The organism is Streptomyces sp. BK340, assembly GCF_007827595.1.
GTDB lineage: Bacteria > Actinomycetota > Actinomycetes > Streptomycetales > Streptomycetaceae > Streptomyces.
Genome location: NZ_VISR01000045.1, coordinates 1 through 24925 on the forward strand (window position 1 = coordinate 1; position 24925 = coordinate 24925).

A 24925-nucleotide genomic window follows, 5' to 3' on the forward strand; every position below is an offset into this window, starting at 1 on the left:
TCAGTCCGCCCCCTTGCGCATACCTCATGCCACCGGCGTACCGCAGGGATCATGAACCGTCAGCCCTGCCGACACCACGCTTTGAAGGTCAGTAGGCCGCCTGGGCGACTCTGACATAGTCGGCGCCGCACACACGAAATTGCGGAAACGCCGTGGCTACGTTCGAATTCTCGGTGCGCTCTGGTGCCGCCCGAAGTGCTGGACATCTGCTGTCCGACGGCACTTCATCGATGGGTTTGGGAGGCACCCCGATCCATGGTCGGGTGACGTTGGTGAATTTGGAAGGCACCAGCTCTCTTGCCGAGGCGGCATCGGGATGCTCCCCGTAGTCGGCAGGCTGTCAGCGCCGGGAGCTATGGTCAGGGCATGACTCCGAGAGACCCTGCTGCATCGGACTGGATGAGAACGGGCAGCCGATGACCCGCCACGGCCAGGGCTTTGTCCGCTATATCGCGCTCGATTCGCGCGTGGGCACCGATCGATACCCTTTCAGCCTGCCGGTGGTCGCCCGCCTCGCCGGCATGGGCAGACTCGATCTGGACCCCACGGTGACGTTCCTGGTCGGCGACAACGGCTCGGGCAAGTCCACCTTGATCGAGGCTCTGGCCACGGCCGCCGGGTTCAACGCCGAGGGCGGTTCCCGGTCCTTCCGGTTCGCCAGCCGGGCCACCGAGTCCGATCTGGGCGATCACCTGACTGTGTGCTGGAATCGTAGACCTCGCACGGGTTTCTTTCTTCGCGCGGAGAGTTTCTACAACGTGGCCACTGAGATCGAGCGGCTGGACGAAGGCTCGGGGGAACTGCTGCACGCCTACGGCGGCCGGTCCCTGCACGAACGCTCCCACGGACAGTCGTTCCTCGACCTGCTGCACCATCGTTTCGGCCCGAACGGTCTCTACGTGCTGGATGAACCGGAGGCAGCCTTGTCGGTCCAGGGATGCCTGGCGATGATGGTCCGAATCCGAGACCTTGTTCAACAAGGGTGCCAGTTCGTGGTGGCCACGCATTCGCCGATCCTGCTAGCCATGCCCGGCGCACGAATCCTGCAGATCGAAAGCGACGGCACCATTGAGCAGGTGGAATATGAGCAGGCCGAGCCCGTCGCTTTGACCCGCGCGTTCATCAATCACCCTGTCCGCTTCCTGGACCAGATGTTCGCCGAGGAGGCATAGACCAGCCCGTTCGACGGCGCTCTCTGCCCGGACATGCCGCCCGTTTTCGACATGTCCAACGGCTTGCCTTACGTGCCTGGCACCCGGATCACCGTTCTGACCTGCGCGCACAGCTCTGCGCCCCTTGATGACGGTGGCGGTGACCGGTTCGCGTCATGCGACGTCACGGTGGGCTTCGGCGGCTGCATGCCGGCTCGACGGTGCCTTCGAAGCTCTCGGGCAGCGTACGCGGCATGGTACGGCGTACCCGGCTGGGTTACGGCGATGAGGGTGGCGCTGCTGCTTTGGTCTGGTGCATGTTACCGATGGTCTGCCATAACCGCTGTGCCCGCTGGTGGTGTTGGCGTGCTAGGTGGTGGAGGCCGGCGGCGGCGTCCAGGTCGCCGATGAGTTGCCAGCATGCGGCTTCGTCTTGGCGGTCGCCGTGTCGGTGGAACAGGTCCGCGGCGCGTTCCAACGCTGGGCTTGCCTGGTCCCGGTCGTGCCGGCCGGCGTGTACGCGGCCGACTTCCAGCAGCGTGTACGCGGCGCACCGCTCGTCGGCCAGTTCCTCGAAGGTGGCCAACGCCTGCCGCAGGCAGCGCAGCGCCTCGTCCGGATTGCCTCGCCGGTCGTGTAGGCGGCTGAACCGGCGTAGCACGACTGCTACTCGATGCCCGTCGTCGAGCGCCTTGGCTTGGCGTAGGGCCTGGCCGAACCAGGATTCCGCCTCGTCGAGTTCGCCGTGCATGAGCCGCATCACGGCCATCGAGCAGGACAGCTGCGCTTCGAGGTGCCGGTCGCCCTCACCGACTGCGAGGGCCAGGGCCTGCTCGACACGATCGGCGGCTTCGTCGTAGCGGCCTTGCACCCGGCTGACTGTGCCTAGCATCGCCACCGACAACGCCTGTCCGCGTTTGTCGTTGCTGCTCTGGCACAGTTCGACGGAGGACTGCAGGGCACGGGTTGCTCCGTCGAACTCGTCTCGGTAGATGTGTAGCTGGCCAAGTCCGCGCAGGAGTACTGATGCGCCGCGCCGGTTGCCGGCGGTCTCGGCTGCTTCCAATGCGAGTCGGTGTCCGTGCTCCCAGTCCTGATACAGGCACCGGTGGTCGTAGTAGGTGACCGTGCCGGCCGTCAGCTCCCAGGCCAGCTCGTGCAGTCCCCAGTCCACGGCCAGTTTCACAGCGCCGAGCAGGGTGTCGCGTTCCACGTCGAACCAGCCGACGGGGTCGGCCATCAGCCGGTCCACGACCGCGTCGGGCAGCGACAAGCGTGGCGCCGAACCGGGCTCGCCGACCAGCAGCCCGGCCGGCAGCCGATCGGTGCCGCGCGCGGCCAGATCGAGCCAGGCGGACAGCACCCGGACAATCGCGTCCCTCTTGTCCGCCGCCGGCAGCTGGGCGGCGATCTCCACGGCACAGGTCCTGATCAGGTCGTGCAGGCGGTACCGCGGCTGGCCGATGGCGTCGGTGGCGGTGAGCCGCACCAGACTGGCGTCAACGAGGGTGTCCAGCACCTCCTCGGCGTCCGAGCGGTCCAACAGCGGGCCGAACACCCAGCCGGGCAGGGTGTAGGGGCCGAGCAGACCCAGCAGGCTCAGCGCGCGCACCGCGTCGGCCGGCAGCAGCCGCAGGCTCAGCTCGATGCTGGCACGCACGCTGAGATCCCCGATCCTCAGCTCAGCCAGCCGCCGGGACTCGTCCTCGATCCGCTCCCGCAGCACCCGCAGGGTCCAGGCCGGACGGCCGGTGAGCTTGGCGCTGGCGATCCGGATGGCCAGCGGCAGGTTGCCGCAGCAGTCGAGGATCGCGTCGGCCTCCGCCGGTTCCCGCTCGACCCGCCGCCGCCCGACGATGCCGGTGAATAACTCCCGCGCCTCTGCCGGGCTCAGCACGTCCAGGTCGATGTGCCGGGCGCCGGGAAGGTGCGTCAGCAGAGTGCGGCTGGTGATCAACACGGCACAGCCGTCGGCTCCCGGTAGCAACGGCAGCACTTGATCGGCCTGACCGGCATCGTCCAGCACCACCAGCATCCGGCGGTCCGCCAGCAACGACCGGTAGAGCGCGGCCCGTTCGGACAGGCTGTTCGGGATCGCGCTGCCGGCGATCGAGAGTGCACGCAGCGCCTCGGCCAGCATCAGTGCCGGGTCCCGCGGCTCGTCCGACGTCCCGGCGAGGTTGAGGTAGAGCTGGCCGTCGGGGAAGGCGGCGCTCGCCAGCCGCGCGGCGTGCGTCACGAGACAGGACTTGCCGACACCGGGACCGCCCACGATGACGGCCACCGGGGCCGGGTTCGGCGCCGACGCGTCGAGTAATCGGGCGACCTCGGCCAGCGCGTCGGCGCGGCCCACGAAGTCAGGCACATCGAGGGGCAGTTGGCGCACCGGCATGGCCATATCCGGTTCGGTGGCCGCCGCGCCAGGACTTTCCGGTCGTGTGTCCGAGGGACCAGCCGCCGGGGCAGAGGCCGCCAGGTCGGGATCGGCGACCAGGATGCGCCGATGCAGCGCCTGGATCGGCGCGGTGGGGTCGACGCCGAGTTCGCCTGCCAGTGTCTGGCGCAGCCGCTCGTACACCTGCAGCGCCTCGCCTTGTCGCTGGCACCGGTAGAGAGCGACCATCAAGTGTTGGGCGACGTGCTCGTCGTAGGGGTGCTCGCGTCGCAGGATGGTCAGCTCCTCGATGACCTCACGATGACGCCCCAGGTCGAGTTCGATGCTCAGACACAGCTTGTGTGTGGCAGCGCGCTTCTCGTTCAGCCGTGCCGCATCGAACTCCAGGACCCGGCTGGAGATGTCGACCAGGGCGTTCCCGCGCCAGCAGGCCAGCGCGCGCCGCAGCGCGACAGCTGTCTCGAACGGCGCCTTGTGCCGTTCGGCGAGGGACCGCTCGTGGTCGAACTTCAGTAGGTCGAGCTGATCCGGGGCCAGATGAATCTGGTAGCCGCCGCGCCGCGTGCTGATCAAGGAGCCGGGTGCTCCGCACGCGGCAAGGTTGCGGCGCAGCCCGGAGAGCGCGTCCTGGACCTGACGGACCGCGGTGGCGGGTGCTTTCCCGTCCCACATCACGGCGACGAGCCGTTCCACGGCGACGACGTTGTTGGCGTCGACCAGAAGCGCGGCCAGCATTTTGGCCTGCCGCGGTCCGTCGAGCCGGACGTCGCGCCCGGTGATCTGGGCGCGTAACGGCCCCAGCACGCCAAATCTCATGTTCCCCCCCGGCACTTCACGCTCAGCGCCGACTCCCTGACTGACCTGGCACTAGGACGAACCTAGGACGGCCGACGGACCCGTGTCCATAGCGTCACCGTGGGTCACTCGGCCATCCCGCGCAACGAAAGGAACAGCAATGAAACGTTCGGTCAAGGCAGCAGTGGTGGCCGCGACAACGGCTGTCGCCACGGCCACCTCCACCACAGTGGCCCAGACCCATGGCTGACCGATGGGTCAGTAGGACCGCAGCTTCTCACCGGCCGAGCGGCCACGCCCAGCCGAGGCAGCACGGTCGATCTGAGCCGAAGATCCTCATCCGACGCAGGAATGCGCCGGATGAGGAACGAGGCTCACGCTCACTGGTCTCGCGAACTACGCGAAAGCGTCGACAATGGAAGGTACCTATGAGTTTCAAGAAGGCACTCACCGTCTCGGCAGCCGTTGCGGCCTCCCTGGCCGGCAGCCTCCTCACGGCGTCCGGCGCCCACGCCGCCACCCCGTCGTCCAGCACCCACGTCGTCTCCCCGGCGTACAGCGCATACGCGTGCCGGTCGTGGACCACGCACAACTACGCGTACATCACCAACAACATCTCGATCGACTCCTGCTACTGGGTCGAGAACAACGGCTACACCATCTCCGCCACGATCCCGTTCCAGAACTACTCCGGCACTGGCGTGGTGTACTGCGCGCACGCGATCAACGTCAACACCGGCGGCTGGGCTCACGACTTCGGCTGCGGGTCCGGGGTCTCCACCGGACAGGGCACCACCGTCGCGGGAACCGGTGGAGGAGCACCCGGGTACAGCGAATACTGGGATGCCCCGGCGGGCACCTACGTGGTCTCCACCGGGTTCTGGCTGAACGGCAGGTACTACGGCGACGTACAGAGCCCGAGGACCACCATCGGAGCGCACTAGCCCCACCAGGGCCGAGCGGCCGCCGCTTCGAGGCACAAGGCTGGTGGCCGCCCGCCCGTTCCAGGGCCATGGCCTGAAGACGCCGTCCTGGCGCCGCTGTCGAGGCGATCGGCGAGAACCTCCACAAGGGGCTGACTCCCCGCCCCTTACGCCCTGCCCCGTGACCACCGTGCCCTATCGCCACGGCCACCGAGTCGGCGAACAGACGGGGCCGTGCTTGAGTTCTCTATCGAGCCCCGTCTGTTGTGCTCGCGCCCCTCCATGCCCAGCGTATGCCGATCGCGGACAGCCGTTGTCCGGTGGCGGTCTTTCGGTACTGGATCTGTAGCAGGTGTCGACCCACCCGGCTTCGACGGCGCGCCCGGGGCCAGGCGTTCGAGGGCGCAAAATACGAGAGCATCACCCCATGCGGCAGACATATGATCGGGCCGGTTGTCGGGGCAGAAACTGAGCCGGGCTGTCGGATTCAATTCGAAGGCCCCGGCGTTCGCGCCTGACGTTGCGTCCGAGTTGAGGAGCACAGTTGGCTCTGCGGAAGAAGGGCACCCGCCTGATCACGGTCGATGGCGTGGCGTATCGGTGGCGTGTGTCCGGCGGGGCCGGTTGCTGCACGGGGTGCGCGTCGGGGCGGTTCGACTTCGTGGTTGAGCAGGCCGACCAGAAGGGCGCGGTGTTGATGGCGGCGACGTCGGCCTTTCCCGTGGTTCCCTCCATCGTCGAGGCGGGAGTTCGTACCGCGCTCGATCACGGATGGCAGCCGGCGCGAACGGGACTGGCTTTCCGACTGAACCGGCTGGTGTAGACCATCTTCCGGCCGACGGAGGCCCGCGGTCGGAGGGCACACGTGGTGTCACTCGATCCGGCAACCCGAACGAGGAATCACCGCCCTGATCCCGGACTTGAGTCCGGCAGGCCAATCACGTCACGGCGTTGGCCCCGGAACCGGTGAAACAGCCTTGGAAACAGCGCCACCTGGAACAACGCGGGCTTCGCTGAGGCCGTGGTAGCCAATCCGACTGTCACCCGCACCGGTCCCGGTGGACAGAGTGCAGTACAGCTCACCTACGAAGTCCCAGGTCACCAAGACAAGGCGGTGATGCTGCATGTCCCGGAACGCGTCATACCGCCCCGCCTCGAACATCGCACCCCGCAGCGTCCCCTCGTACCGGAACCCGCACCGCTCCGCGATCCGGCACGACGCCCCAAGCCTGGCCTCGTGCACGAGAACGGGTTCTGGCTCAACTTCTGTGACGCGTTCACGCTGAGTGATGGATGAGCCTGTCCGGGCAGGAGGTGAAGTCACCCGAAAATGGGCCATGGTCAAGGCGGTTGGGATGACAGTTCGGGGCCGTGGAAGAGATCGTGCTCCGGTTGAAGGAGCTGTTGTTCCCATCGATCACGGACGTCGCGGTGCTGTCGGTGGACGTGGGCATTGCGATAGTGCGCGTCGACGCCGAATGCACTGCGAACGGTGCCGTTTGCCCAGCGTGCGAGGTCTGGTCGAACCGGGTTCATAGTTCCCACCTGCGGTTTCCCGCTGACGTGCCCAGCGCCGGCCGAAGCATTGTTCTCCGACTGAGGGTCCGCCGGTTCACCTGCGGGAACTCTGGGTGCGGACGCCGCACCTTCGTCGAGCAGATACCCGGCCTGACCCGCAGGCACGGTCAACGGACCGAGCGGCTGCGCTCGACGCTGGCCTCGGTCGGTCTCGCCTTGGCGGGCCGGGCCGGCGCTCGCCTGAGCTCCGCGCTCGGGGTCTCCGTCAGCCGGAGCACCGTCCTGCGCCTGGTCGACGCCCTTCCCGACCCGGAGGTGCCCGCCCCGCGTGTGGTCGGCGTCGACGAGTACGCCACTCGCAAGGGCCGCCACTACGGCACCGTTCTCGTCGACGTCGAAACCCGCCGTCCTGTCGACCTGTTGCCCGACCGGGAGGCATCGAGCCTGGCGGCCTGGCTCGCCGACCGGCGCGGTGTCGAGGTCGTGTGCCGGGACCGGGCGCCGTTCTTCGCCGAGGGCGCCACCGCCGGTGCGCCGCAGGCCGTCCAGGTCGCGGACCGGTGGCATCTCTGGCACAACCTGAGCGAGGCCGCCGAGCGGAGCGTTGCCCGCACCGTCGCTGCCTCCGCGCCCTGGTGCCCACGGCCCCTGAACCCGGCCCCGAACCCGAGGCTGTTCCGGCCGCGGACTCGTCCGGTTCTCCTTGGCCGCGCGGGCACCGATTCGCCGATCGGACCCGGGCCCGGCATGCCGCCGTCCACGCACTGCTGACGGCGGGGCACAGCCGGCGCTCGGTCCAGCGGCAGCTCGGGATGACCTACCGCACCGTCAAGCAGTTTGCCGACGCCGCAACGCCGGAAGAGCTGTTCACCGGTCAGTGGCAGAACCGGCCCTCCGTCCTCAACGACTACAAGCCGTACCTGGACGACCGCTGGAGCGAGGGCTGCACCAACGCCTGGAAGCTGTGGGAGGAGATCGTGCCACTCGGCTACAAGGGCAGCTACCAGCGCGTTCGCGCCTACCTGCACGACAGGCGCACCTCACCGCGGCCGGCGAACGCCCGCCCGCCCTCGCCCCGGACCATCGCCGGATGGATCCTCCGCCGTCCTGTGAAACCCTCACCGAGACCGAGCAACTCCAGCTCAAAGCGGTCCGGACGCACTGCTCCGAACTCGACGCCCTCACCAGGCACGTCCGCTCCTTCGCGACCATGCTCACCGAGCGCCAGGGCGAGCTCCTGCCCGACTGGCTCGACGCCGTTCGGCAGGACGACCGGCCCAGCCTCCACACCCTCGCCGCAGGCATCGACCGCGACGCCGTCATCGCCGGCCTGAGTCTGCCCTGGAGCTCGGGCGTCGTGGAAGGGCACGTCAACCGGATCAAGATGCTCAAGCGGCAGATGTTCGGCCGCGCAGGCTTCACCCTCCCGCGGAAGCGCGTCCTCATGTCCTGATCACCGACGACGGGAGGAACTCGATGGCAGCGTCGGCGGATGTGCAAGCCTTCTCCTCCCAGATGCCGACCGAGAAGACTTGGATGACCCGCGACGACGCCCTCGATCGGCTCAGACGCATCGCGCGTGAGAGGGCATTTGGTAGGCACGTCGGGTCTGACCGGCTCATTCAGGCAGGGCTGGACGCGTTGATCGCTGGGGTTGAGAGCCCGTCCCTCGCCATGCTGGCTGGCCTCCTCCGGAGCGAGGAGCCCGAAGCGCCAGCGCTCTTCGACCAGGTGCTGGAGGAGCTGGGACTGCTCTTCCAGCCGCCCGCGGACTCCCGGGCCGCAAAGTGGGCGATGGCCTCCTGGATCGCCGGTCAGATCGCCGACGGATCCCTGGATCCCGCCGCCGGCACTCACCTCATCTGGGCAGACATCGCCTATGACCTCGGCTACCCCGAAGAGCTGGAATCACTTGTGCACTGTGCGCACAACCTAGACGGTTGGGAGCAGAGCTGGGGCGTCTCCTTCGAGGAACTCAGCAGAGAAGCGATCGAGGCGGCGAAACAGTTCTTGAACAAGCTGCCGACAGCGGAGAACTGACAGCTTGTTTTCGCCACCGAGTTTGGACATCTCCTATCTGAACCCCTCACGCAGCCCGCGTCACAGAAGTTGAGCCAGAACCCGAGAGCGGGAGTCGTTTGTCGACGGCTTCGGGAGTCACCGCGTGGGCCGGTCCCTTGGTCAATGTCGATGACTTGGGGAGTCACACACGGCCCGGCGGGTGGTTTACGGGTGTGAGTAGTTGAGGTAACGGAAACCCTGGTGAGATTGATCTTGGTCGGAACGCCCGGCCGAGGAAACTCAGCCGGGCGTTGCGGATGAAGGGCTACGACTCCGCGGTCAGAGCTCGCCGCGGCGTGCGAGCTGCTTCATCGCGTTCTCGCGGATGATCTCGTTCTCGGCGCCGCGCAGGCTCTTGAGGGCGTCCCGGGCTTCCTCGCCGGGAATGCCGCCGAGCGCCCAGATCGCCTTCACCGCGAGCGCCCGGAACTCGTCGAAGTCCAGGTGCTCGGGAACCCAGCGAGTCGCCTCGACCAGCGTCGGCACCGTCTTGGGGGAGTGGAGCTCGCCCAGCATGGACACGATGTCCTCGTGCTTCCTGTGCCATTCGGCAGGGAACAGCTCGATCAACGGCTCCAGGAACTCCTCGGCCGAGGCGTCGGCGGCGCTATGGACGATCAACGCCATCTCGACGTCGTCGGCGTCCCGGCGCTCCATGGCGTCCCGGAGCAGCCGGAGCGCCAGGGCCCCACCGTCGGACTCGCCGAAGTGGGCGAGCACCTCGTCGAGCGTGCGCGTCGGACCCTCACCCAGTCCGACCGCCAGGCCCATGACCAGATCCTGCTCCTCAGGCGTCATCGCCTGACCACCTCTCATGCGGTGATGTTGTCGTTGAAGAGCTTGGCGCGTCACCGGTAGCTAGGCCGATGTTCACATGTGAGGTTGTTCAACGCCCCAGGTCTTGAGTGAACCCTAGCAAGATCATTCTTGCCGGACATTCCCGTACTCAATGTCGGGGTCACTGGTCACGCGCTGGTGGAGGATGTTGTCCTCGGCCAGGAGGCGGCGACGACTTCATGAACACTGCCCTGAGCAAGGCACTGGCCCCGGCGTTCGCCGGCGTCTGACGAGGAAGGACCCGATGATGGCCGCCAAGCTCGACTACCACTGGCACCTGCGCAAGAGCATGGCGGACCGCGGGATGTTCTCCACCACCGATCTCATGGCGCCGTTGAAGGAACGCGGCATCACGCTGTCCAGCAGCCAGGTCTACCGCCTCGTCGTGGAGCGACCCGAGCGACTCAGTCTCAAGATCCTCATGGCTCTGCTCGACATCCTCGACTGCACCATGGACGACCTCATCGAACCGATCGCCACGGCCGCGGCGGCGAAGAAGCCCAAGAAGGCCGCCGCAGGCCGGGCCTCCGTCACCGAAGGCGTTGGCGGACTGCGGCCAAGGCGAGCGCAGATCAGTGGAGTTGACCGGTGACCGAGAACTCTGAAGAGGTCCTCGCCGATCCGGTCGGCATGATCGTGTGGCTGGTCAGTAACGTCGAGAAGCACCTGGACGCCGACCACGTCCGTGACATCGTCTGCAACCTCGTACGCTCACGGGCCGGCCGCCGCAACCTCGCCCAGGCGCTCCACGACAACCCCTCGCTGCTGCGGACCGGCAAGCCACCCGCTCCGTTCCGCGTCGCCAAGCTGCTGATGGCCCTCCGTGAAGCAGGTGCTCGGGACACCGCCCTGCCCCACTGCGGCGAATGCGGTCGCCCCCGCCCCTACGTCGGCAGCCGCTCGGGCGGACGTGTCGTCAAGCCGGCCTGCCCGCGCTGCCACGGGGTGAAGGCGCTGTCGAAGCTACTGGACGGCCAGCGGGTCTGCCGGGCCTGTTTCGCCAAGCATGCGGCCGTCCCCTGCGCACGCTGCGGCGCCGTGCGTGAGCCCGCCACCCGGGATGCCGCCGGTCAGCCGCTGTGTCCCAACTGTCTGATCGTGACCCGGTCAATCTAGAAGTCTGCGTCGGCTGCGGCCGCCGTCGGCCGGTCGCGGTCCGGCTCGCCGACGGTGTCCGCTGCCCCAGCTGCAGGCCGAAGGAGATCCAGGAGTGCGGGCATTGCGGCCGCACCGCCCCATGCGAGGTGTCCCGCGCCACCGGACAGCCCTGGTGCGAACGCTGCCAGCAGCGATGGGTGACCTGCAACGGCTGCGGCACCGTCGCCCAAGCCCGCGGCGGCAGCTTCGAGGAACCGTTGTGCGCGAAATGCACCAACCCCGACCCCGATTTCTGGGGACGCTGCCCGGTCTGCCAGGCCACCTGGCAGCTCAGCCCCCGAGCCTGTCAGGGATGCATCCTCGACCAGAGGATCCGCGGTCTACTCGGCAACGACACCGGCACCATCACCCCTGAACTTGTGTCGTTCCACGAGGCGTTGACGAGTGCCGAGCGCCCCGACGTCGCTCTGGGTTGGATCTCCCGGCCGAAGGTCCAGGACCTGCTGGAACGCATCGGCCGCGACGAACGCTGCGTCACCCACGACATCCTCGATGACCTTCCTTCGGGCAAGGTGCTCGCGCACCTTCGCCGTTTAGCGTCCGACTGCGGCGTGCTTTAGCCGGCTTGGTCGCCACCCCGCACAGCCATGGCCCAATCCGAGCCTGGCACCTCACGCGCCGCCCACTCCCGCAGCCCGATCGGGCTCCGGCCTAGAACGTGCTTCACGCCGTCGCTCAGGTAGGCGTCCTCGCCCCGGCGGATACCGCCGAGCATTGCCATGCGCCACTCGATGTAGCCCTCGGGTGTGCCCGCCGCGCGCAGCTGGGCCACGTGGTCGGCGTCGGACTGGTCTGCGAACCGGACCAGGGTGCCCGACGCTTCGGTGAGGATCTGCGCCGCCTGGACGAAGTCGGCTGCCTCGGGGCCGGACAGCGCCAGGGTCTCGCCCTCGAAGCCGCCCGGGAGGACAGCGGCCGCCACGTCCGCGATGTCGGCGACGTCGATGAACGGTTCGGCGCCCATGCCGACCGGCGCGCTGATCAGCCCGCGGCGCGGGGCGAACATCGCCTCGGTGAAGTTCTGGGCGAAGTGCGACGGTCGCAGGATCGTCCATGGCAGCGGCCCTTTGCGCAGGGCCTGCTCCGCCCTGGCGACGGCTCCGTCGGGCAGGAACTCCACGCCGCGCGCCGACAACAGGACCGCGCGCCGCACCCCGGCAGCGTGGGCCGCCTCCAGCAGGCCGGTCAGACGCGGACTCCAGTCCGTCGCCGATCCGGGGCCGATGACGAACACCCCCTCTGTGCCGGCCAACGCCGCCGGCCAGGTGGAGTCGTACTGCCAGTCGAAGCGGGTCGCCGAGTTCCGGCTGGCCGGACGCGGATCGTGCCCGGTGTGGGTGAGCGAGTGGGTTAGGCGGCGGCCGACCTTGCCGGTGCCGCCGAGGATCAGGAACGGTGCCATGTCCTCCACGATACGAACGTGACCGTGGACGGAAAATGTTCGATCAGCTGGCATTCATTCGTGTTCGTCTAGGATTCGGGTATGGACGTGCTGACCGACCAGCTCGCGCAGGCGCGCGCCCGCGGCGCGGTCTTCTCCGTACTGCGCCGGGTCCGGCCCTGGGGCGTGCGGTTCAGCGGGCGCCGGCCGCTCACCGCCCACGTGCTGATCGAGGGCACCGGCTGGCTCGAGGAGCCCGGCCAGGAACCGCTCCGGCTAGGGGAGGGGGACGTCGTGCTGATGTCTTCGGGCGCGCCGTACGCCCTGGTCAGCGACCCGGACGTCACCGCCGAGCCGATCGCCGACGCCCGGCTGCGCGGAACCGACACCAGGCAGGGCGACGCGGCACTCATCCTGTGCGGCGCCTACATCCTCGACGGCAGCTTCGCCGCATCCCTGCTCCGCGCCCTGCCGCGCGCCGTCGTCGTACCGGCGACCGACCAGGAAAGCGCCCATGCGGCGGCCGTGGCCCTGCTGGCCGACCTGATCAAACAGGACGCCCCTGGACAGCAGGTCCTGCTGGACCGCCTCCTCGACGTCAACCTGATCTTCGCCCTCCGCTCCTGGTGGGCACAGGCGGGGGAGGCAGCACCCGGCTGGTACCGGGCACTGTCCCAGCCGGGCCTGCGACGGGTCCTGGAGCACGTGCACGCCGAACCGGCCGGCGAGTGGACCGTCCCAGTCATGGCCGATCTGGCCGGGATGTCCCGCGCCGCCTTCTCTTTACGGTTCCGCGAGGTCACCGGAGACTCGCCCGGCAGCTACGTGACCGGCGTACGCATGCAGCGCGCCGAAGACGCCCTCGCACGCTCCGACGTGACGCTCGCCCAGATCGCCGCCAAGGTCGGCTATCGCAACGAGTACGCGTTCTCCACCGCGTTCCGCCGTCGGCACGGCGTGTCGCCGGGCAAGTGGCGGGCGGCGGCCCGGACCGTGCAGCCGGATTACGTGCCGCACTGATTCGTGCCCTGCGAAGGCCCTTTAGAGGGAAGTCCGCTTTTGTTACGAGTCCTTAGTCCGTCTTGTTCAGGTTTTGGGCTTCCCGGACCGCTAGTTGCTTGATCGTCGGCATGCCGACGAATACCGGCGAGCTCTTCCGCCTCTCGCTGGCGTCAATCTGGCTGATCTTGTCGTGGGTTGCGGTGAGGCTGACGGTCAGTTGCTCGACGTCGCCCAGCCATCCTTCTCGTTCGGCTTCGGTGATCCTGGCGTGGAGGTTCTCGCGGATCTCTTCCAGGCGGGGCCGTTCGTCCGGCCTCACGATCAGTACCGGGCATCGCCAGTCCAGCTCGCCCCGAGAGCCGAGCTCGTCAAGGACCAGGCGGTGAAGCTTCGCCCACACTCGAGCCTTCGACCACTCCGCGAAGCGCCGGTGAGCCGTTGCGCCCGACGGCCCAAAAGAGGTGGACGGCAGCTGCTGCCACGTGCAACCCATCACCGCCACGATCGCGGCGAGCACTTCCCGGTCTCCGTACCGCCGCCGGCCTCCACCTTGCGGCCGCGTCGGCGCCTCGGGCACCACTCGCTTGAACAACTCCCAGAGCTCATCCGGCACCAGCCGCTCAACTATCCCCACCGAGGCAGGCTATCGAGGCGCGGAATGAGGTAACTCGTGAACCGACGACGCGGCTCGGGCACGCGACTGACCTGCAAAACCACAGCCCGGCTCCGGTCAAGGCCACAGTCGAGGCCCGTTCCCGTCAACGGCCGGGCAACTGAGCCGACACCCTGGACGTAATAGGTATGGTTGCTATTCGTCTATTACTTGCATCCAGGGGGTGTTCAACCTCTCATGAACACGGCCGAGGCCATTCAAGCGTGGGTGTCTGGCTGGTCCGCTTCGCGCGGCACAGCCGACCCGGCCGCTACTGCGTGGGGGTTCACCATTGACGTTGGCCTGCCCGGGCATGTCGTACGCCACGTGCTAACAACCGCCGACGATGCGGCTATCCGCAAGATCACTGAAGACACCACTGCGCCCGGCGTATGGCTGAAGGCACCCGCATCCCCAGAGGCACTCGAGCCCTGGCTCGGGCTTGGATGGTCCCTCGCCGGCGGACCCGGCTTCCTGATGTCCGCCCCGCTGAGCGCCGCCTGTCCCGACGCCCCACCCAAGACGGCCGACGGCTACCGGTTGCGCAGCTGGACCCGAGCCGGCGTCACCCATGTCCTGGTGCGCACCACCGACGGTGCCTTCGCCGCACGCGGACAGATCGCCGTCGTCGGCCCCACCGCAGTCGTCGACCAGGTCGAGACCGACCCAGCTCATCAACGCCGTGGTCTGGGTCGCCTCGTGATGCACACGCTCGCCAACGCTGCCGCCGGACAGGGTGCGACAGAGGGCGTGCTCGTCGCGACGTCGGAAGGCCGGGCTCTGTACGAAACGGAGGGATGGCATGCGCTAGCTCCACTGACCGGCGCCATGCGGAACTGAAGCCCGCTCCATCGTGGTTCCGAACACTCCAGCGAGGAGCCAAATGGGATGGCCTGTAAGGGCGTGGGCCGCGCGCTCGCACCATCGCGTCGGCGAAGCTGACACGCTCTCAGGTCGCCGCGGCCCTCGCCCGTGCTCGGCGTCGTGGCCGGGACGCGAAGACCCGTGCGATCCAGGCCGCGCTGCGCGAGAAGTACTTCGAGCTGCCGGAGCCGGTCACAGCCGCCAAGGGACAGATGATCAGCCCCTTGAACGCGCGGATACGCGGTCCTCTCGATCGAGGTCAAAGCCCACCCCGCCCCACACGAAATTCAACATCACCATCAACGGCACTGAGCCGAACGGTGATGGGGTGGGGTGGGCGGTGTCGAGCCCCTCCAGGGCCATGACCCAGATCGCCAGAAACGCGCCACGGGATGATCTTTGAGCGTCGAGCGCCCGCAAGGGCAAGCCGGCGGCCGGCCCCGGTCACCACGGATGACATGCTGCTCCACACCATGCTCCGACGCCGGGCGAACGGCGAGTCCGTCGAGCAGATCCAGCCCGACCTGATCATCCCCACCAGTGAGCGCAAGGCGAGTACGTCAGGCGGTGCTACTCACCCGGCCGGCACGGTCGGCAGATCCCGGGCGGGTCTTCGTAGACTCCGCACCCGGCTTCATCCTCGATTACCACTCGGATGTTGTCGAAGACGAACCGCGCTTGCTTCGGTCGGTACTTGCCCTCCTCGCCGCGCACATGCCCCATGGTGATCTCGTGGATCTGCCGAAGCTTGGCGTCGATCTCCCGCGTCAACGCGCGCACGTGTTCGAGTTCCTTGTCTCTGAGCTGAACCGACTCCTGAGCTGCCATTCCCAAGTCCTCTCTCCGAAGAGATCGATTGCGTTGCCGTCGGTGCGGGTGGTTCCACCCGGTTCCGACTTGACTTCCAGGCTCGGGCCGCTGGTTACTGATGTCCAGCTCAGCTGCTCCGAACGATTTGCTCTCTGAACACGACCTGGTCCGCCTGTTGTTGTGGACGATCGCGTAATTCCCCAGGGCTGCGGTCACATAATTCCCCAGGTGCTGCCATCTTCTATCTGTCGACCAACCATGTTGTGGCACTCGGGGGGGTGCCTGCCGTGAGGATGTGGCCCACGATCCGCAGTGCTTCGGGCAGCGGCACTGTGTCCCCGTCGAGGTACTCGTCGTGCCGGCCGTTGGCCAGCACGCCATGGTCTGGCTGACCAAGCCGAAGGTCCGCGCTCTGTTGACGGCCCTGGGTAAGGACCCCCGCCCGGTGACCCACGCGCTACTCGACGAGCTGCCGGCGGGCAAGACCCTGAACTACCTGCGCGACCTCCTGATGGCCACCGGTTCGCCCCCGGCCCGCGATCAGCGCCTCGCCAACCTAGAACGCTGGACGAAGTAGAAGCTGGCCGGGCGCGGCGCGCTTGGTGTCTAGCCAGGACTGGGTACCCAGCAGCGCCCCGGACCCCACGGAGGCGGCGAGCTTCTTCCGGTCGGCGAGGATCTGCTTCTCCGCGCTCGCGGAGTCGAAGCGGTAGAGCATCTGACTCGTGAGCGGGTTGCCCTCCGACGCCAGCGTGTCGACCTGCGCGGAGGTCGCCCAGGCATCGGCGGTCTTGCTGGCCGACACGGCGAAGCCGACGATTGACAGCGTCGGGGCGTTCGCGGTGTCCGAAGTCTTCAGGGTGGAGCCGACCTCGATGGCGGGCCCCTCGAACGACGCGGCGAGCACGATCTCGCCCGGCTTCTGCACCCACCGGCCGGACTTCAGGTCCACGCGGTCCACGTCGCCGTCCGCACCGGACCGCCCGACCAGGGTCAGCGTCGGCATGCGGGAGCCCGTCTGATCCGCCGGGCGGAACGCCGTGGACGGGTACGGCCCCGCGCTCGAGGTGACGCCGGCCAGCTTCGCCGCACTCGCCTTGGCAGGATCGTACTGTGCGGTGATGTGGGCGCCCTGCTGCTTCCCGAATGCGTGGTCGAAGGGTGCGGCCGCGGCGATCATCAGCGACCCGACGACCACAGCCGAGGCCACGGCCATCATCGTGGCCACGGCGATCACCACCGTCTGCACCCGCCGCCGGCTCACCCCGGAGCGTACGACCCGGCCGAGCGCGCCGATACCGAACAGGCTCATCGGACGGCCTGCGCGTACGTGTCGAGGGCGACCTGACCGTCGACCAGGTGGAAGGTGCGGGTCGCGCACTCCTCCGCCAGCGTCAGGTCATGCGTCACCAGCACGAGGGTCTGTCCGCCGCGGTGCAGATCCATCAGCAGATTGCGGACGCAGCCGGGGACGCGGGCGCCGTCACCGGAGTTGCGCGTCAGTGGCCGGCGCGCCTGGCCGCCGGCAGGGCGGCGTCCCAGGCGTCTGCGGTGCCGCCGGGTAGGGCGGTTGTCGTGTTCCTGGAAGGCGCTGCGGTTGGCGATCTGATGGCGGCGGACTGGTCGTGTGCGAGGGGCGCCGGCTGGGGGTGCGGCCTTCGGGACCGCGCCGGTTCACAGCCATCCACGGCGTGCCGCCTGCCAGGCGAGTTGCATTCGGGTCGTCGCGCCTGCGTCCTCCATCATGCCCTGGATGCGGCGTTGGACGGTCCGTCGACTCAGCCCCATCTGCGAGGCGATCGCCTTGTCGGCGACTCCCGCCACCAGCAGGGACAGCAGCTTGTGGTTGGTGGGGGAGAGGGCGTTGGGTCCCGCGGCGCCGTCGGTGCCCGAGACCGCGCCGGCGTCGTCGACGTGCAGGGGGACGGCTACCTCCCAGTAGCGCTCGAACAGGGCGATCAGAGCGGCGAGCAGATTGCTGTCCCTGACCAGCGCGGTGGTGGGCTCCTCGGGGCTGCCGTGGGGTCCGCCGGCCACGAGAGGGAAGACGGCGACGGAACGGTCCGCGATCGCCAGGCGCAACGGCAGGTTCGGTACGGCGCGGGCGGCCTCGCCGGCCCGTACTCCCGCGACGACGTTGTCCACGGCGCCTTCGTCGTCGAAGAACGCCTTCTCGTAGAGCACCCGGTAACGGACGCCCCGGGTCAGTGCCTGGAACTCCTCGGCGTTGCTGCCCGACGGCATGGCCACGTACTGGGCCTTGCAGAACCAGAGCATCTCGTCCTGCGCGTCGCTCTGGATCTGCCTGAGGTGCTGCCGCAGGGCTTCGGCCCCGGTGATGACCTCCAGCAACTGGCCGGCGTCGTGCCTGCGCATCGTGTCCCGGTAGGACTCGACCAGCCGGGCGGCCTCGACCCGGGCCAGGTCCAGTGCGTCGGCGCTGCGCTTCAGCCTGGGCAGCAGCGCCACGTCCGGGGGAACCGCCCGGAACATCCGGGGGGTCGCGTCCGTATGGGTGGCGAGGCCCTTGGACGTCAGTGACGTCAGGATCCGTTCGGTCTCCGGCTCCGTCAGACCAGCCCGCTGGACGAGGTCCGCCGTCGTAGCGCGGCCGGACGTCACCAGCAGCCCATAGACGGTCTCCTCCTCAGGAGAGACTCCCACGGCCTCAAATACCACGAATGTCCCTCCTCGACCCACGGGATTCAATGATTGAACTCGATGATTGAATACCGTACTACATCACAGGGAAGAGCGGGGGGCGCTACCGGTGCAGGGCGTAGGCGCGCTGAACGGTCTGCTCGACCGAGTTGTCGGCGGCGTCGCGCGCCGTGATGCGGAGGATCACCCAGGAACCGGGAGCGATCCGCAACGGCCCCTCGATCCGACCCGGAAGGCGTTGTGACCGCGGTCGGTCACCTTCGCCCGGCGCCAGCATTGCCCGTCGTCGTAGAAGATCTCGACACGGACCGTCGCCAGGTGTGGAACGGACAGCCCGGCCCGCGGCGGACCGGCCGGGCGCAGATGGTGTGTGTACGCCCGGCGGGTACCGCGTTGCGAGCGTTGACCGACACGTCGTGTGACGGCGTCACCGGCGTCGAACGCCGACAGGGTGGGTCCTCGACGTGCCGCCGGGCCGGACCGCCGACCGCGGCCCCGCCCGGTTCGTGCTCCGTCGGTGACGTCAGCGCAGGCCGGACGCCCCTGTGATCGTCTGGGACACGGCGTTGCCGGCGTCGTCCCGGGCGGTCACCCGGAGGGTGGCGAAGCCCGCCGACTTCGGTGCGCGCAGGCTCGTCCGCCAGCCGTCGCCGGTGCGGGTCAGGTCGCACCGCTTCCAGGTCCCGCCGTCGTCGTAGGAGATATCTCGAGGGACGGCTTGCCGATGACGGCGGTGGCGCCGGGCAGGTGCGAGGCGGTCACCGTCAGGTCGGCATGCCGATCGGCCCGGCCGGTTTCGTCGGTGTCGATGCCGTAGTCGAGTTGGATCAGCGGGAGGGACTCCGTCGACTCGGTCCCGGTGGCCGCAGACGTGAAGTTCCACTCGGTCAGCGCCAGCGTCAGCGTCGAGTACGGGTCGGCCCAGGCCCCCCGGTCGCTGTCGACCACCAGCCGTACGGCAGCCGCTCCGCGGCGAGCGCCGGAACCTGCAGCCACTCGGCATTGCCCCAGTCGAGCTGCTGGGCGCCCTGGTCGAGCGACATCCAGTCCTTGACGTCGAAGTTGGCGCAGGCCTCATCGACGTGACCGGCTCCGGAGTCGCCCCGGCCGGGTGCGGTGATGTACATGGTGTCGGTGTAGCGGGTCGGCGCGGTACAGACGTCGCCCTTCGTCGTGAGGACCTCCCCGTGGGCGGTGGCTGGAGATGCCGACCGCGCGCGGCAACGGACGAGGTCGGGCACCTGGTCCGCGCCGAGGACCGAGAGGATGACGACGTGCCGCACCCCGCCCTGCTGGGCGGCGGTCAAGGTGTTGTCCATCGAGGTACGCAGGAACGTCCACACCGCGGCGGGGGGGGGGGGGGCCCCCCCGCCCCCCCCCCCCCCCCCGCCGCGGTTCGGTCTGGATCATCCGCGTCAGCGTTGCCGACGGCTCACTCGGTGCCGCGGTGCAGGTACGCGCGGTTCACGGTCTGCTGGACGCTGTTGCCGGCGGAGTCCGTCGCGGTCACCCGCAGCGTCACGTACGCGTCGCCGTGCACGTTCGACGGCCGCTCCACAGTGGCGGTGAACGGTCCGTCGCCGTCCTGCTGTGAGGTGCGCGTCGTGGTCCAGGTCTTCCCGTCGTCGTAGGACGCCTCGACCTTCAGCTTCACGCCGCGTGGGGCGGCCATGCCGTCCTGCATGCGGACGGTCAGGCCGAGGGTGTGCTCCCGCGCCCGTCCCACCGCGTTCTGTGCGTCGACCGGTACGTCGTAGTCGAGCTGGAGCAGCGGCAGCAGGGTCGCTTCGGCCGCGGTGCCCGAGCGGAAGGTCCAGGCCGTGTGCGTGTCGGTGGCGTAGCGCCAGTCGTCCGAGGCGCGGGCGGTGGTCAGGTCGAGCCGGTATTCGGCGTTGCCCGCGGGCACCTCGAAGTTGCCCCACGCGCCGTCGTCGGACGTGGCGATCTGCTCACCGTTCCGGTACAGCACCGCCTTGGACGTGTCGGCCGCGGAAGACACTCCGGGGCCGCCGCCGATTCCGCCGAAGGGGTCGGCCTCCGCGAACGACCAGTGACCGGCGCCGGAGTCGTTGAACTCCGGGACGTACACCGACAGGGTGTCGCCATTGCGCACCGATGACAGGCCCTTGCCACGCGGGATCGACGGGCGGACCACTGCTCCGAACCACCGCTCCGTGGCGCGTTGGCCGGGCTGGTAGGTGTGCGTGAGGTCGTGCATGCCGGCCGACAGCGGGAAGTCGACATCGAGGACGATGTTGTGGTGCACGACGTGCTGCCACAGCGTGTCTCCGGCGCTCACGTATTCGACGCGTTCCTGTCCCACCGGAACGTAGCGGCTGTACTGGTTCCACGCGGTGTCCTGGAACGGCCGCCATGCGAAACGCTGTTCGCTCGCCCAGGACGAGGCACCGGTGCGGGTGTACGTGCTGCGGACCTCCGCGGTGTTGCGATCCGAGACGGTGTAGACCACCTGCTTGGGGATGGAGCCCTTCGCGACCTGCATCACGTCATACAGATACGGGCTGCGCACCGTACCGGAGAGCTCTACCTTCGTGGTGCCCTGCTTGATGCGCTCCAGCAGGGCCGACCCGTTCTTCCAGGAGGTCTGCATGGTGGGCAGGGCCATCCGGTCACCGTCAGGCTGCCACCGGGTCCAGTCGGAGAAACCCTTGGGCTGGACCACCAGCAGCGCCTTGGCCCCGGCGTCCGCGGCGGCCTGCGCGAGAGCCGGTCGGTCGTACCACGCGGAGTTGTCGTCCCGTACGACGGCCAGCTTGCCGCGCGCCCCGCGGAAGTCGGGCGCCGCCGCCAGGCCGGCGGCCACGGCGGTCAGCCGCGCGCCCTGGTCTCCGAAGACCGGGGAGGTCACCTGGTAGTACGGCGCGAACTGCTGCGAACTGCCCGAGACCTTGGCCCGCAGTTGCGGGGCCGTCATCTGCCAGCGCGAGGAGTACTCGAAGACACCGTCGGTGACCTGGGGGGTGGGGCTGACATAGAGCCGCTTGACGGTGTCGAAGAACAGGGCGCCCTGCATCAGGCCCTGACCGTCGATCTTGCGGTAGAACGTGGTGCTGAGGACGCCGTGCTGCTCGGCGGGGCGAGGCGTGCGGATCTTCACCTCGGTGACCTTCGAGGCGTCCAGGGTCACCGTCATGTCCTTGGTGACCTTCACCTCGGGGTCGACGATCTGGCCGGCTTCTTCGCCGTCATCGGTCCGGTCGTAGAAGCCGGCGCTGAGGTAGTACGTGCCCTCTTCCACGACGGCGACTCCCGCGTCGCGGTCCGTGTAGCCCACGAACCCGTCGGGGCCCCAGATGTTCGGCAGCCAGCCGGGCACGACCTGGCCATTGCGGTCGCGGTAGACCACGGTCAGCCGGTGCTGGGGGGCGTGCACCACGAGGGAGACGGTGGTGTGGGCGAGCAGGGCGCCGTCGGCGGACTTGGCGATGACGTATCCGTAGAACTTCCCGCGGACCGCGTGTGTCGAGTCGGTGCGCAGCGGCACGTCGGCGGTGGCACCGGGGGCCACTTGCACGGTGCTGGAGTCGGGGCTGACCACTCCGTCGGGCATGACCCGCCCGTTATCGGTGGCCAGGTTCACGGACAGGGAGAGGGTGAGCGGGTGATCGCCGGTGTTGGTGTAGTGGAGGGTGGCCGCCTTTTGCTGCACCGGCGTGCCGCCAGTTGTCAGGGGGGCGAGGGTGACAGAGCCGGTGGCCGTGATCGGGCCCATGGCCGCGGCAAGGTCGACGCGGCCGCCGCCCTGCTCGGTCACCTTGGTGCCGGGCACCGTGTGCGCGGTGCTGATCAGGGCGTCCTTGAGCTGCTGGGCGCTCCAGTCCGGGTGCTGCTGGGCCAGCAGCGCGGCGGCGCCGGCGACGTGCGGGGTGGCCATGGAGGTCCCGGACAGCGCCACGTAGTTGGCGTCGACCGGGTCGCCCAGGGTGGTGCCGGCCGCGCGGGCGGCGACGATGCCCACGCCGGGGGCGGTCACGTCGGGTTTGACCGCTTCGTCACCGAAGCGCGGGCCGCGGCTGGAGAAGGGGGCCAGGGAGTCGTCGCGGTCGACGGCACCCACGGTCAGCGCGGAGTCGGCCGCGCCCGGCGTGCCAACGGTGTACGGATCCGGACCCGAGTTGCCGGCTGCGACGACGAAGAGCGTGCCGGTGGAGGCGGTCAGGTTGTCGACGGCCTGGCTGAGCGGGTCGGTGCCGTCGGTCTGCTCGGGCGCCCCGAGGCTCATGTTGACGACCTTGGCGTGCTCGGCGGTCGCCCACTCCATGCCGGAGATGATGCCTGACTCGTTGCCGTAGCCGTTGTCGTCCAGGACCTTGCCGATCAGCAGGTCGGCCTTGGGCGCGACACCGCGCCGGGTGCCGTCCGAGGCGGCGCCGGTGCCGCCGACGATGGAGGCGACGTGGGTGCCGTGGCCGAAGTGGTCGGCGGTGTTCCCGCTGCCGGAGAAGTCCTCGGCCTCCGCGATGCGGCCGGCCAGGTCGGGGTGGGCGGCGTCGACACCGGTGTCGAGCACGGCCACCTTGACGCCCTGGCCCTCGTAGCCGGCCTTCCAGGCGGTGGGGGCGTTGATCTGCGCCGTGCTGCGGTCCAGCATGGCCTTGACCTTGCCGTCCAGCGAGATCCGCGGGGTGACCGCGGCCCGGGCGGCGTCCGACTTCTCACCGGGGTTCAGCGTCTTCCAGAATGTCCCCAGGTCCTTGCCTGAGACCCGCACGGACCGCGCGTTGATGCTCGCCAGGGTGCGGGAGTGCGTCGACTTGAGCGCCACCAGCCGGTCGGCAAGGTCCGCGGCGGCCTTCGAGGCCCGTGCGCCGGCCCTGGCTCCCTGCCGGGACGGCGCGGAGGAGACGATCAGCGGAAGCGCGGACGTGTGAGCTTCGTCGTAGCCCTGGGAGATCAGGGCGGTCACGTTGAAGAGCCGACGGTCCAGCGTCCCGGCGGACACCAGCCCCTGGGCGTCGAACGGCATCACGGTCAGCGACTTGTCGTCGCCCTCGAACGTCTCGAAGGGCACGTGCTCGCGCCCGGGGCCGGGCTGCACCGACGCGGTTCGCCGTCCGCCGGGCAGCGACGTCACGGTCACCTGGTCGCCGGTCACCAGCCGTACGGTCGCGGAGCGGGCCTTCTGCCCGGAGACGGAACGAGTGACAAGGTCGGTGGCCGGCGCCCGTGCTGCGGCGACGGCCGGCGCGACACCGGCCACCACCAGCAATCCAGTCGATATCGCCGCCTTGAGGCGGATTCTTGCCATCAGGGGAACACCTTTCGTACAGCTGCACGCCACAACTTGGCCGAAATCATTCGTTGGTGCAGTCGGGCCTGTCACTAGTCACAGCTGTCACATGTGCGACGTGACCTAAAAGCGACACGCGGCGCCTGAAGGTCGCGTCCTCGCTCGTCAGTGCCGCGATGTAGGGATGTCAGTCCGGGCCTGCTGACGAAGTGCGCGCGGCGCACGGGGCGTTGGATGAGGCGTTGGACAGGCTCTGGCTAGAGCGTGTCTCTTTGATGGGCTGGTCAGTTGATCGGATGTGTCTGTCCGTTTAGTGATCACTCGTTCAAGCACCACGAAGGCGCATGTCGCCCGTCACCTAACTCCCCGGACCGCACACCTAGTGCAAGCGTCGCATCGGCAAGTCTGGTACTTTCTGCCCTCACACGACCGGGGGCGGGGATAGGGCTGACGACGCGGCACGATGGCTTCTCAAGTGCAACAGAGCGCTCGGCTACCGGCGGTACGTTGACCTTCTGGACCAGATCACGGCTGATGTCGCCCATGGAGAGATCTGCACGGAGCGCAACGATGTCGACGCAGCAACAAGATAGTTCACACAGCGGCTCAAGACGCTGCGTGAGAACATTCCAGGCTTTCCGATCTAACAGCCCATCTCTTGCCTGTCGAAACGGGGATCCTTGAGTGGCTGGTGCCGGATGAGCTGGGGGGAGCTGTTCCAGCGGGTGGTGCCGGGGGCGCCAACACGTTCGCAGGGGCAGTGGCGGGCGCCGACACGGAGAGGTGCTGGCGGCGATCGTGTTCGTCGCAACTTCGCGGTGCACGTGGCTGCCGTCCGCTTCGTCCGGACCTTCTGGTGCGACAGTCCATCGGCGGCGTGAACTGGTCGAAGGCCAGGGTGTGGGCGAAGCTTCACCGCCTGGCCTCCACGAGCTCGGCGCCCGCGGTTGGTCTCGCTGCGCGATCGACTCCGTGAACATGCGGGCCCTGAAAAGGGGGACCGGCAGGGCCGAATCCTCTCGGGCGCCAACGCTCACGACTCTGCTACGAGTGCGACGGCCTCGGCTGGTGTCCCGGATGCGGTGGCTGCGGGTGGGTGCTTGGCCAGCCCCACCGGAGGAGCCGATGCAGGGAATGCGGCACAACGAAGGTCTGCCCTGTGTGCCGGGGTGAGGGTCAGTTGAACGCCTCCCGTTTGTCGCCGTACCAACGCGGCTACTACCCGGGACTGGACCGACGCTGACCTGCAGCCCCACCGGTCCACCACCCTCCGCCGACTCTCATCACATGCGCGAAAACCGCATGTGATGAGAGTCGGCGGACAAACACCGTCGAGAGTTCGCATCGGATGCAACGGGCGGCGCTTGGAACAGCGGTACAGCCGTAGGCGCTGAGATTGATCTCGATGTCGGATCGCACCTACAGCGGCGCCCATCTGTGCGGCCGCCCGAAGATAGCTCACAAAT

Annotated in this window: 21 protein-coding genes and 4 pseudogenes; 13 read left to right on the forward strand and 12 right to left on the reverse strand. The window is 68.5% G+C overall.

Features of this window, described 5'->3' with window-relative positions:
- Window positions 1-416 precede the first annotated feature (416 nt).
- Complete coding sequence (locus tag FB157_RS44520) at window positions 417-1172, forward strand: AAA family ATPase (protein ID WP_145887181.1); 756 nt, start codon at window positions 417-419, stop codon at window positions 1170-1172.
- A 256-nt stretch (window positions 1173-1428) separates the two neighbouring features.
- Here FB157_RS44520 and FB157_RS44525 read toward each other — a convergent pair whose 3' ends face one another.
- On the reverse strand, window positions 1429-4119 hold the full coding sequence (locus FB157_RS44525) for a BTAD domain-containing putative transcriptional regulator (RefSeq protein WP_222441034.1): 2691 nt from the start codon (window positions 4117-4119) through the stop codon (window positions 1429-1431).
- A gap of 650 nt (window positions 4120-4769) precedes the next feature.
- Here FB157_RS44525 and FB157_RS44530 point away from each other — a divergent pair.
- Both FB157_RS44530 and FB157_RS44535 read left to right on the forward strand, forming a co-directional pair.
- Window positions 4770-5285, forward strand: coding sequence for a hypothetical protein (locus FB157_RS44530; RefSeq protein WP_145887185.1), 516 nt, complete (start codon window positions 4770-4772; stop codon window positions 5283-5285).
- Window positions 5286-5808: 523 nt separating this feature from the next.
- Window positions 5809-6087 (forward strand): hypothetical protein, encoded by a 279-nt coding sequence (locus tag FB157_RS44535; protein WP_145887187.1) that lies wholly within the window; start codon window positions 5809-5811, stop codon window positions 6085-6087.
- A 120-nt stretch (window positions 6088-6207) separates the two neighbouring features.
- Here the strand turns inward: FB157_RS44535 and FB157_RS49165 are convergent.
- Window positions 6208-6492 (reverse strand): annotated as a pseudogene (locus FB157_RS49165) (GNAT family N-acetyltransferase); the annotation flags it as partial.
- 233 nt (window positions 6493-6725) lie between these two features.
- Between FB157_RS49165 and FB157_RS48115 the strand changes: the two are divergent.
- From FB157_RS48115 to FB157_RS44550, 3 genes are all read left to right on the forward strand, one after another.
- Window positions 6726-7553 carry an ISL3 family transposase gene (locus tag FB157_RS48115; RefSeq protein WP_261386979.1) on the forward strand — a complete coding sequence of 276 codons (828 nt, stop codon included), beginning with the start codon at window positions 6726-6728 and terminating at the stop codon, window positions 7551-7553.
- Window positions 7554-7872: 319 nt separating this feature from the next.
- Window positions 7873-8235, forward strand: coding sequence for a hypothetical protein (locus FB157_RS48120; RefSeq protein ID WP_222441036.1), 363 nt, complete (start codon window positions 7873-7875; stop codon window positions 8233-8235).
- A 23-nt stretch (window positions 8236-8258) separates the two neighbouring features.
- A complete protein-coding gene (locus FB157_RS44550) occupies window positions 8259-8822 on the forward strand; it encodes a hypothetical protein (RefSeq protein WP_261386971.1) in 564 nt (187 codons plus the stop codon).
- Between the two features lie 300 nt (window positions 8823-9122).
- On the opposite strand, the gene FB157_RS44555 is transcribed toward FB157_RS44550, so the two are convergent.
- Complete coding sequence (locus tag FB157_RS44555; RefSeq protein WP_145887189.1) at window positions 9123-9641, reverse strand: HEAT repeat domain-containing protein; 519 nt, start codon at window positions 9639-9641, stop codon at window positions 9123-9125.
- A 283-nt stretch (window positions 9642-9924) separates the two neighbouring features.
- Between FB157_RS44555 and FB157_RS44560 the strand changes: the two genes are divergently transcribed.
- The 3 genes from FB157_RS44560 (at window position 9925) to FB157_RS49175 (ending at window position 11398) form a co-directional block, all read left to right on the forward strand.
- Complete coding sequence (locus FB157_RS44560) at window positions 9925-10272, forward strand: helix-turn-helix transcriptional regulator (protein ID WP_145887191.1); 348 nt, start codon at window positions 9925-9927, stop codon at window positions 10270-10272.
- Window positions 10269-10796 carry a hypothetical protein gene (locus FB157_RS49170; protein WP_261386972.1) on the forward strand — a complete coding sequence of 176 codons (528 nt, stop codon included), beginning with the start codon at window positions 10269-10271 and terminating at the stop codon, window positions 10794-10796. The genes FB157_RS44560 and FB157_RS49170 overlap by 4 nt, the downstream gene beginning before the upstream one ends.
- A 179-nt stretch (window positions 10797-10975) precedes the next feature.
- Window positions 10976-11398, forward strand: a complete 423-nt coding sequence (locus FB157_RS49175; protein WP_261386974.1) for a hypothetical protein — start codon at window positions 10976-10978, stop codon at window positions 11396-11398.
- Here the strand turns inward: FB157_RS49175 and FB157_RS44570 are convergent.
- Window positions 11395-12240 carry an NAD(P)H-binding protein gene (locus FB157_RS44570; RefSeq protein WP_145887193.1) on the reverse strand — a complete coding sequence of 282 codons (846 nt, stop codon included), beginning with the start codon at window positions 12238-12240 and terminating at the stop codon, window positions 11395-11397. The two genes, FB157_RS49175 and FB157_RS44570, sit on opposite strands and share 4 nt — an antisense overlap.
- 81 nt (window positions 12241-12321) lie before the next feature.
- On the opposite strand from FB157_RS44570, the gene FB157_RS44575 reads away from it, so the two are divergent.
- Window positions 12322-13239, forward strand: coding sequence for an AraC family transcriptional regulator (locus FB157_RS44575; RefSeq protein WP_145887195.1), 918 nt, complete (start codon window positions 12322-12324; stop codon window positions 13237-13239).
- 307 nt (window positions 13240-13546) lie between these two features.
- Here the strand turns inward: FB157_RS44575 and FB157_RS47820 are convergent.
- Window positions 13547-13855: pseudogene (locus FB157_RS47820) on the reverse strand (transposase); the annotation flags it as partial.
- Window positions 13856-14071: 216 nt separating this feature from the next.
- On the opposite strand from FB157_RS47820, the gene FB157_RS44585 reads away from it, so the two are divergent.
- Entirely contained in the window at window positions 14072-14713 is a 642-nt protein-coding gene (locus FB157_RS44585) for a GNAT family N-acetyltransferase (protein WP_145887199.1), read from the forward strand.
- Window positions 14714-15307: 594 nt separating this feature from the next.
- Here the strand turns inward: FB157_RS44585 and FB157_RS44595 are convergent.
- Window positions 15308-15565: a hypothetical protein gene (locus tag FB157_RS44595; protein WP_145887202.1), complete on the reverse strand. Its 258-nt coding sequence runs from the start codon at window positions 15563-15565 to the stop codon at window positions 15308-15310.
- Between the two features lie 277 nt (window positions 15566-15842).
- On the opposite strand from FB157_RS44595, the gene FB157_RS44600 reads away from it, so the two are divergent.
- Entirely contained in the window at window positions 15843-16124 is a 282-nt protein-coding gene (locus FB157_RS44600; RefSeq protein WP_145887204.1) for a hypothetical protein, read from the forward strand.
- Here the strand turns inward: FB157_RS44600 and FB157_RS44605 are convergent.
- The 6 genes and pseudogenes from FB157_RS44605 to FB157_RS44625 all read right to left on the reverse strand — a co-directional run bounded on the left by FB157_RS44605 (window position 16104) and on the right by FB157_RS44625 (window position 23477).
- Complete coding sequence (locus FB157_RS44605) at window positions 16104-16859, reverse strand: hypothetical protein (RefSeq protein ID WP_186581960.1); 756 nt, start codon at window positions 16857-16859, stop codon at window positions 16104-16106. The genes FB157_RS44600 and FB157_RS44605 overlap by 21 nt on opposite strands.
- Window positions 16856-17008 (reverse strand): annotated as a pseudogene (locus FB157_RS44610) (ABC transporter ATP-binding protein); the annotation flags it as partial. The gene FB157_RS44605 and the pseudogene FB157_RS44610, both read right to left, overlap by 4 nt.
- Before the next feature lie 213 nt (window positions 17009-17221).
- On the reverse strand, window positions 17222-18226 hold the full coding sequence (locus FB157_RS44615; RefSeq protein WP_145887206.1) for a helix-turn-helix domain-containing protein: 1005 nt from the start codon (window positions 18224-18226) through the stop codon (window positions 17222-17224).
- Between the two features lie 642 nt (window positions 18227-18868).
- Window positions 18869-19156, reverse strand: a complete 288-nt coding sequence (locus tag FB157_RS49180) for a hypothetical protein (RefSeq protein WP_261386975.1) — start codon at window positions 19154-19156, stop codon at window positions 18869-18871.
- Window positions 19108-19527, reverse strand: coding sequence for a hypothetical protein (locus FB157_RS49185; RefSeq protein WP_261386976.1), 420 nt, complete (start codon window positions 19525-19527; stop codon window positions 19108-19110). The genes FB157_RS49180 and FB157_RS49185 overlap by 49 nt, the downstream gene beginning before the upstream one ends.
- A 113-nt stretch (window positions 19528-19640) precedes the next feature.
- The gene (locus tag FB157_RS44625) at window positions 19641-23477 is read right to left on the reverse strand and encodes a S8 family peptidase (protein WP_145887208.1); all 3837 of its coding nucleotides are present in this window, start codon (window positions 23475-23477) and stop codon (window positions 19641-19643) included.
- A gap of 680 nt (window positions 23478-24157) precedes the next feature.
- Between FB157_RS44625 and FB157_RS49190 the strand changes: the two are divergent.
- Window positions 24158-24486, forward strand: a pseudogene (locus FB157_RS49190) (transposase); the annotation flags it as partial.
- Window positions 24487-24925 lie beyond the last annotated feature (439 nt).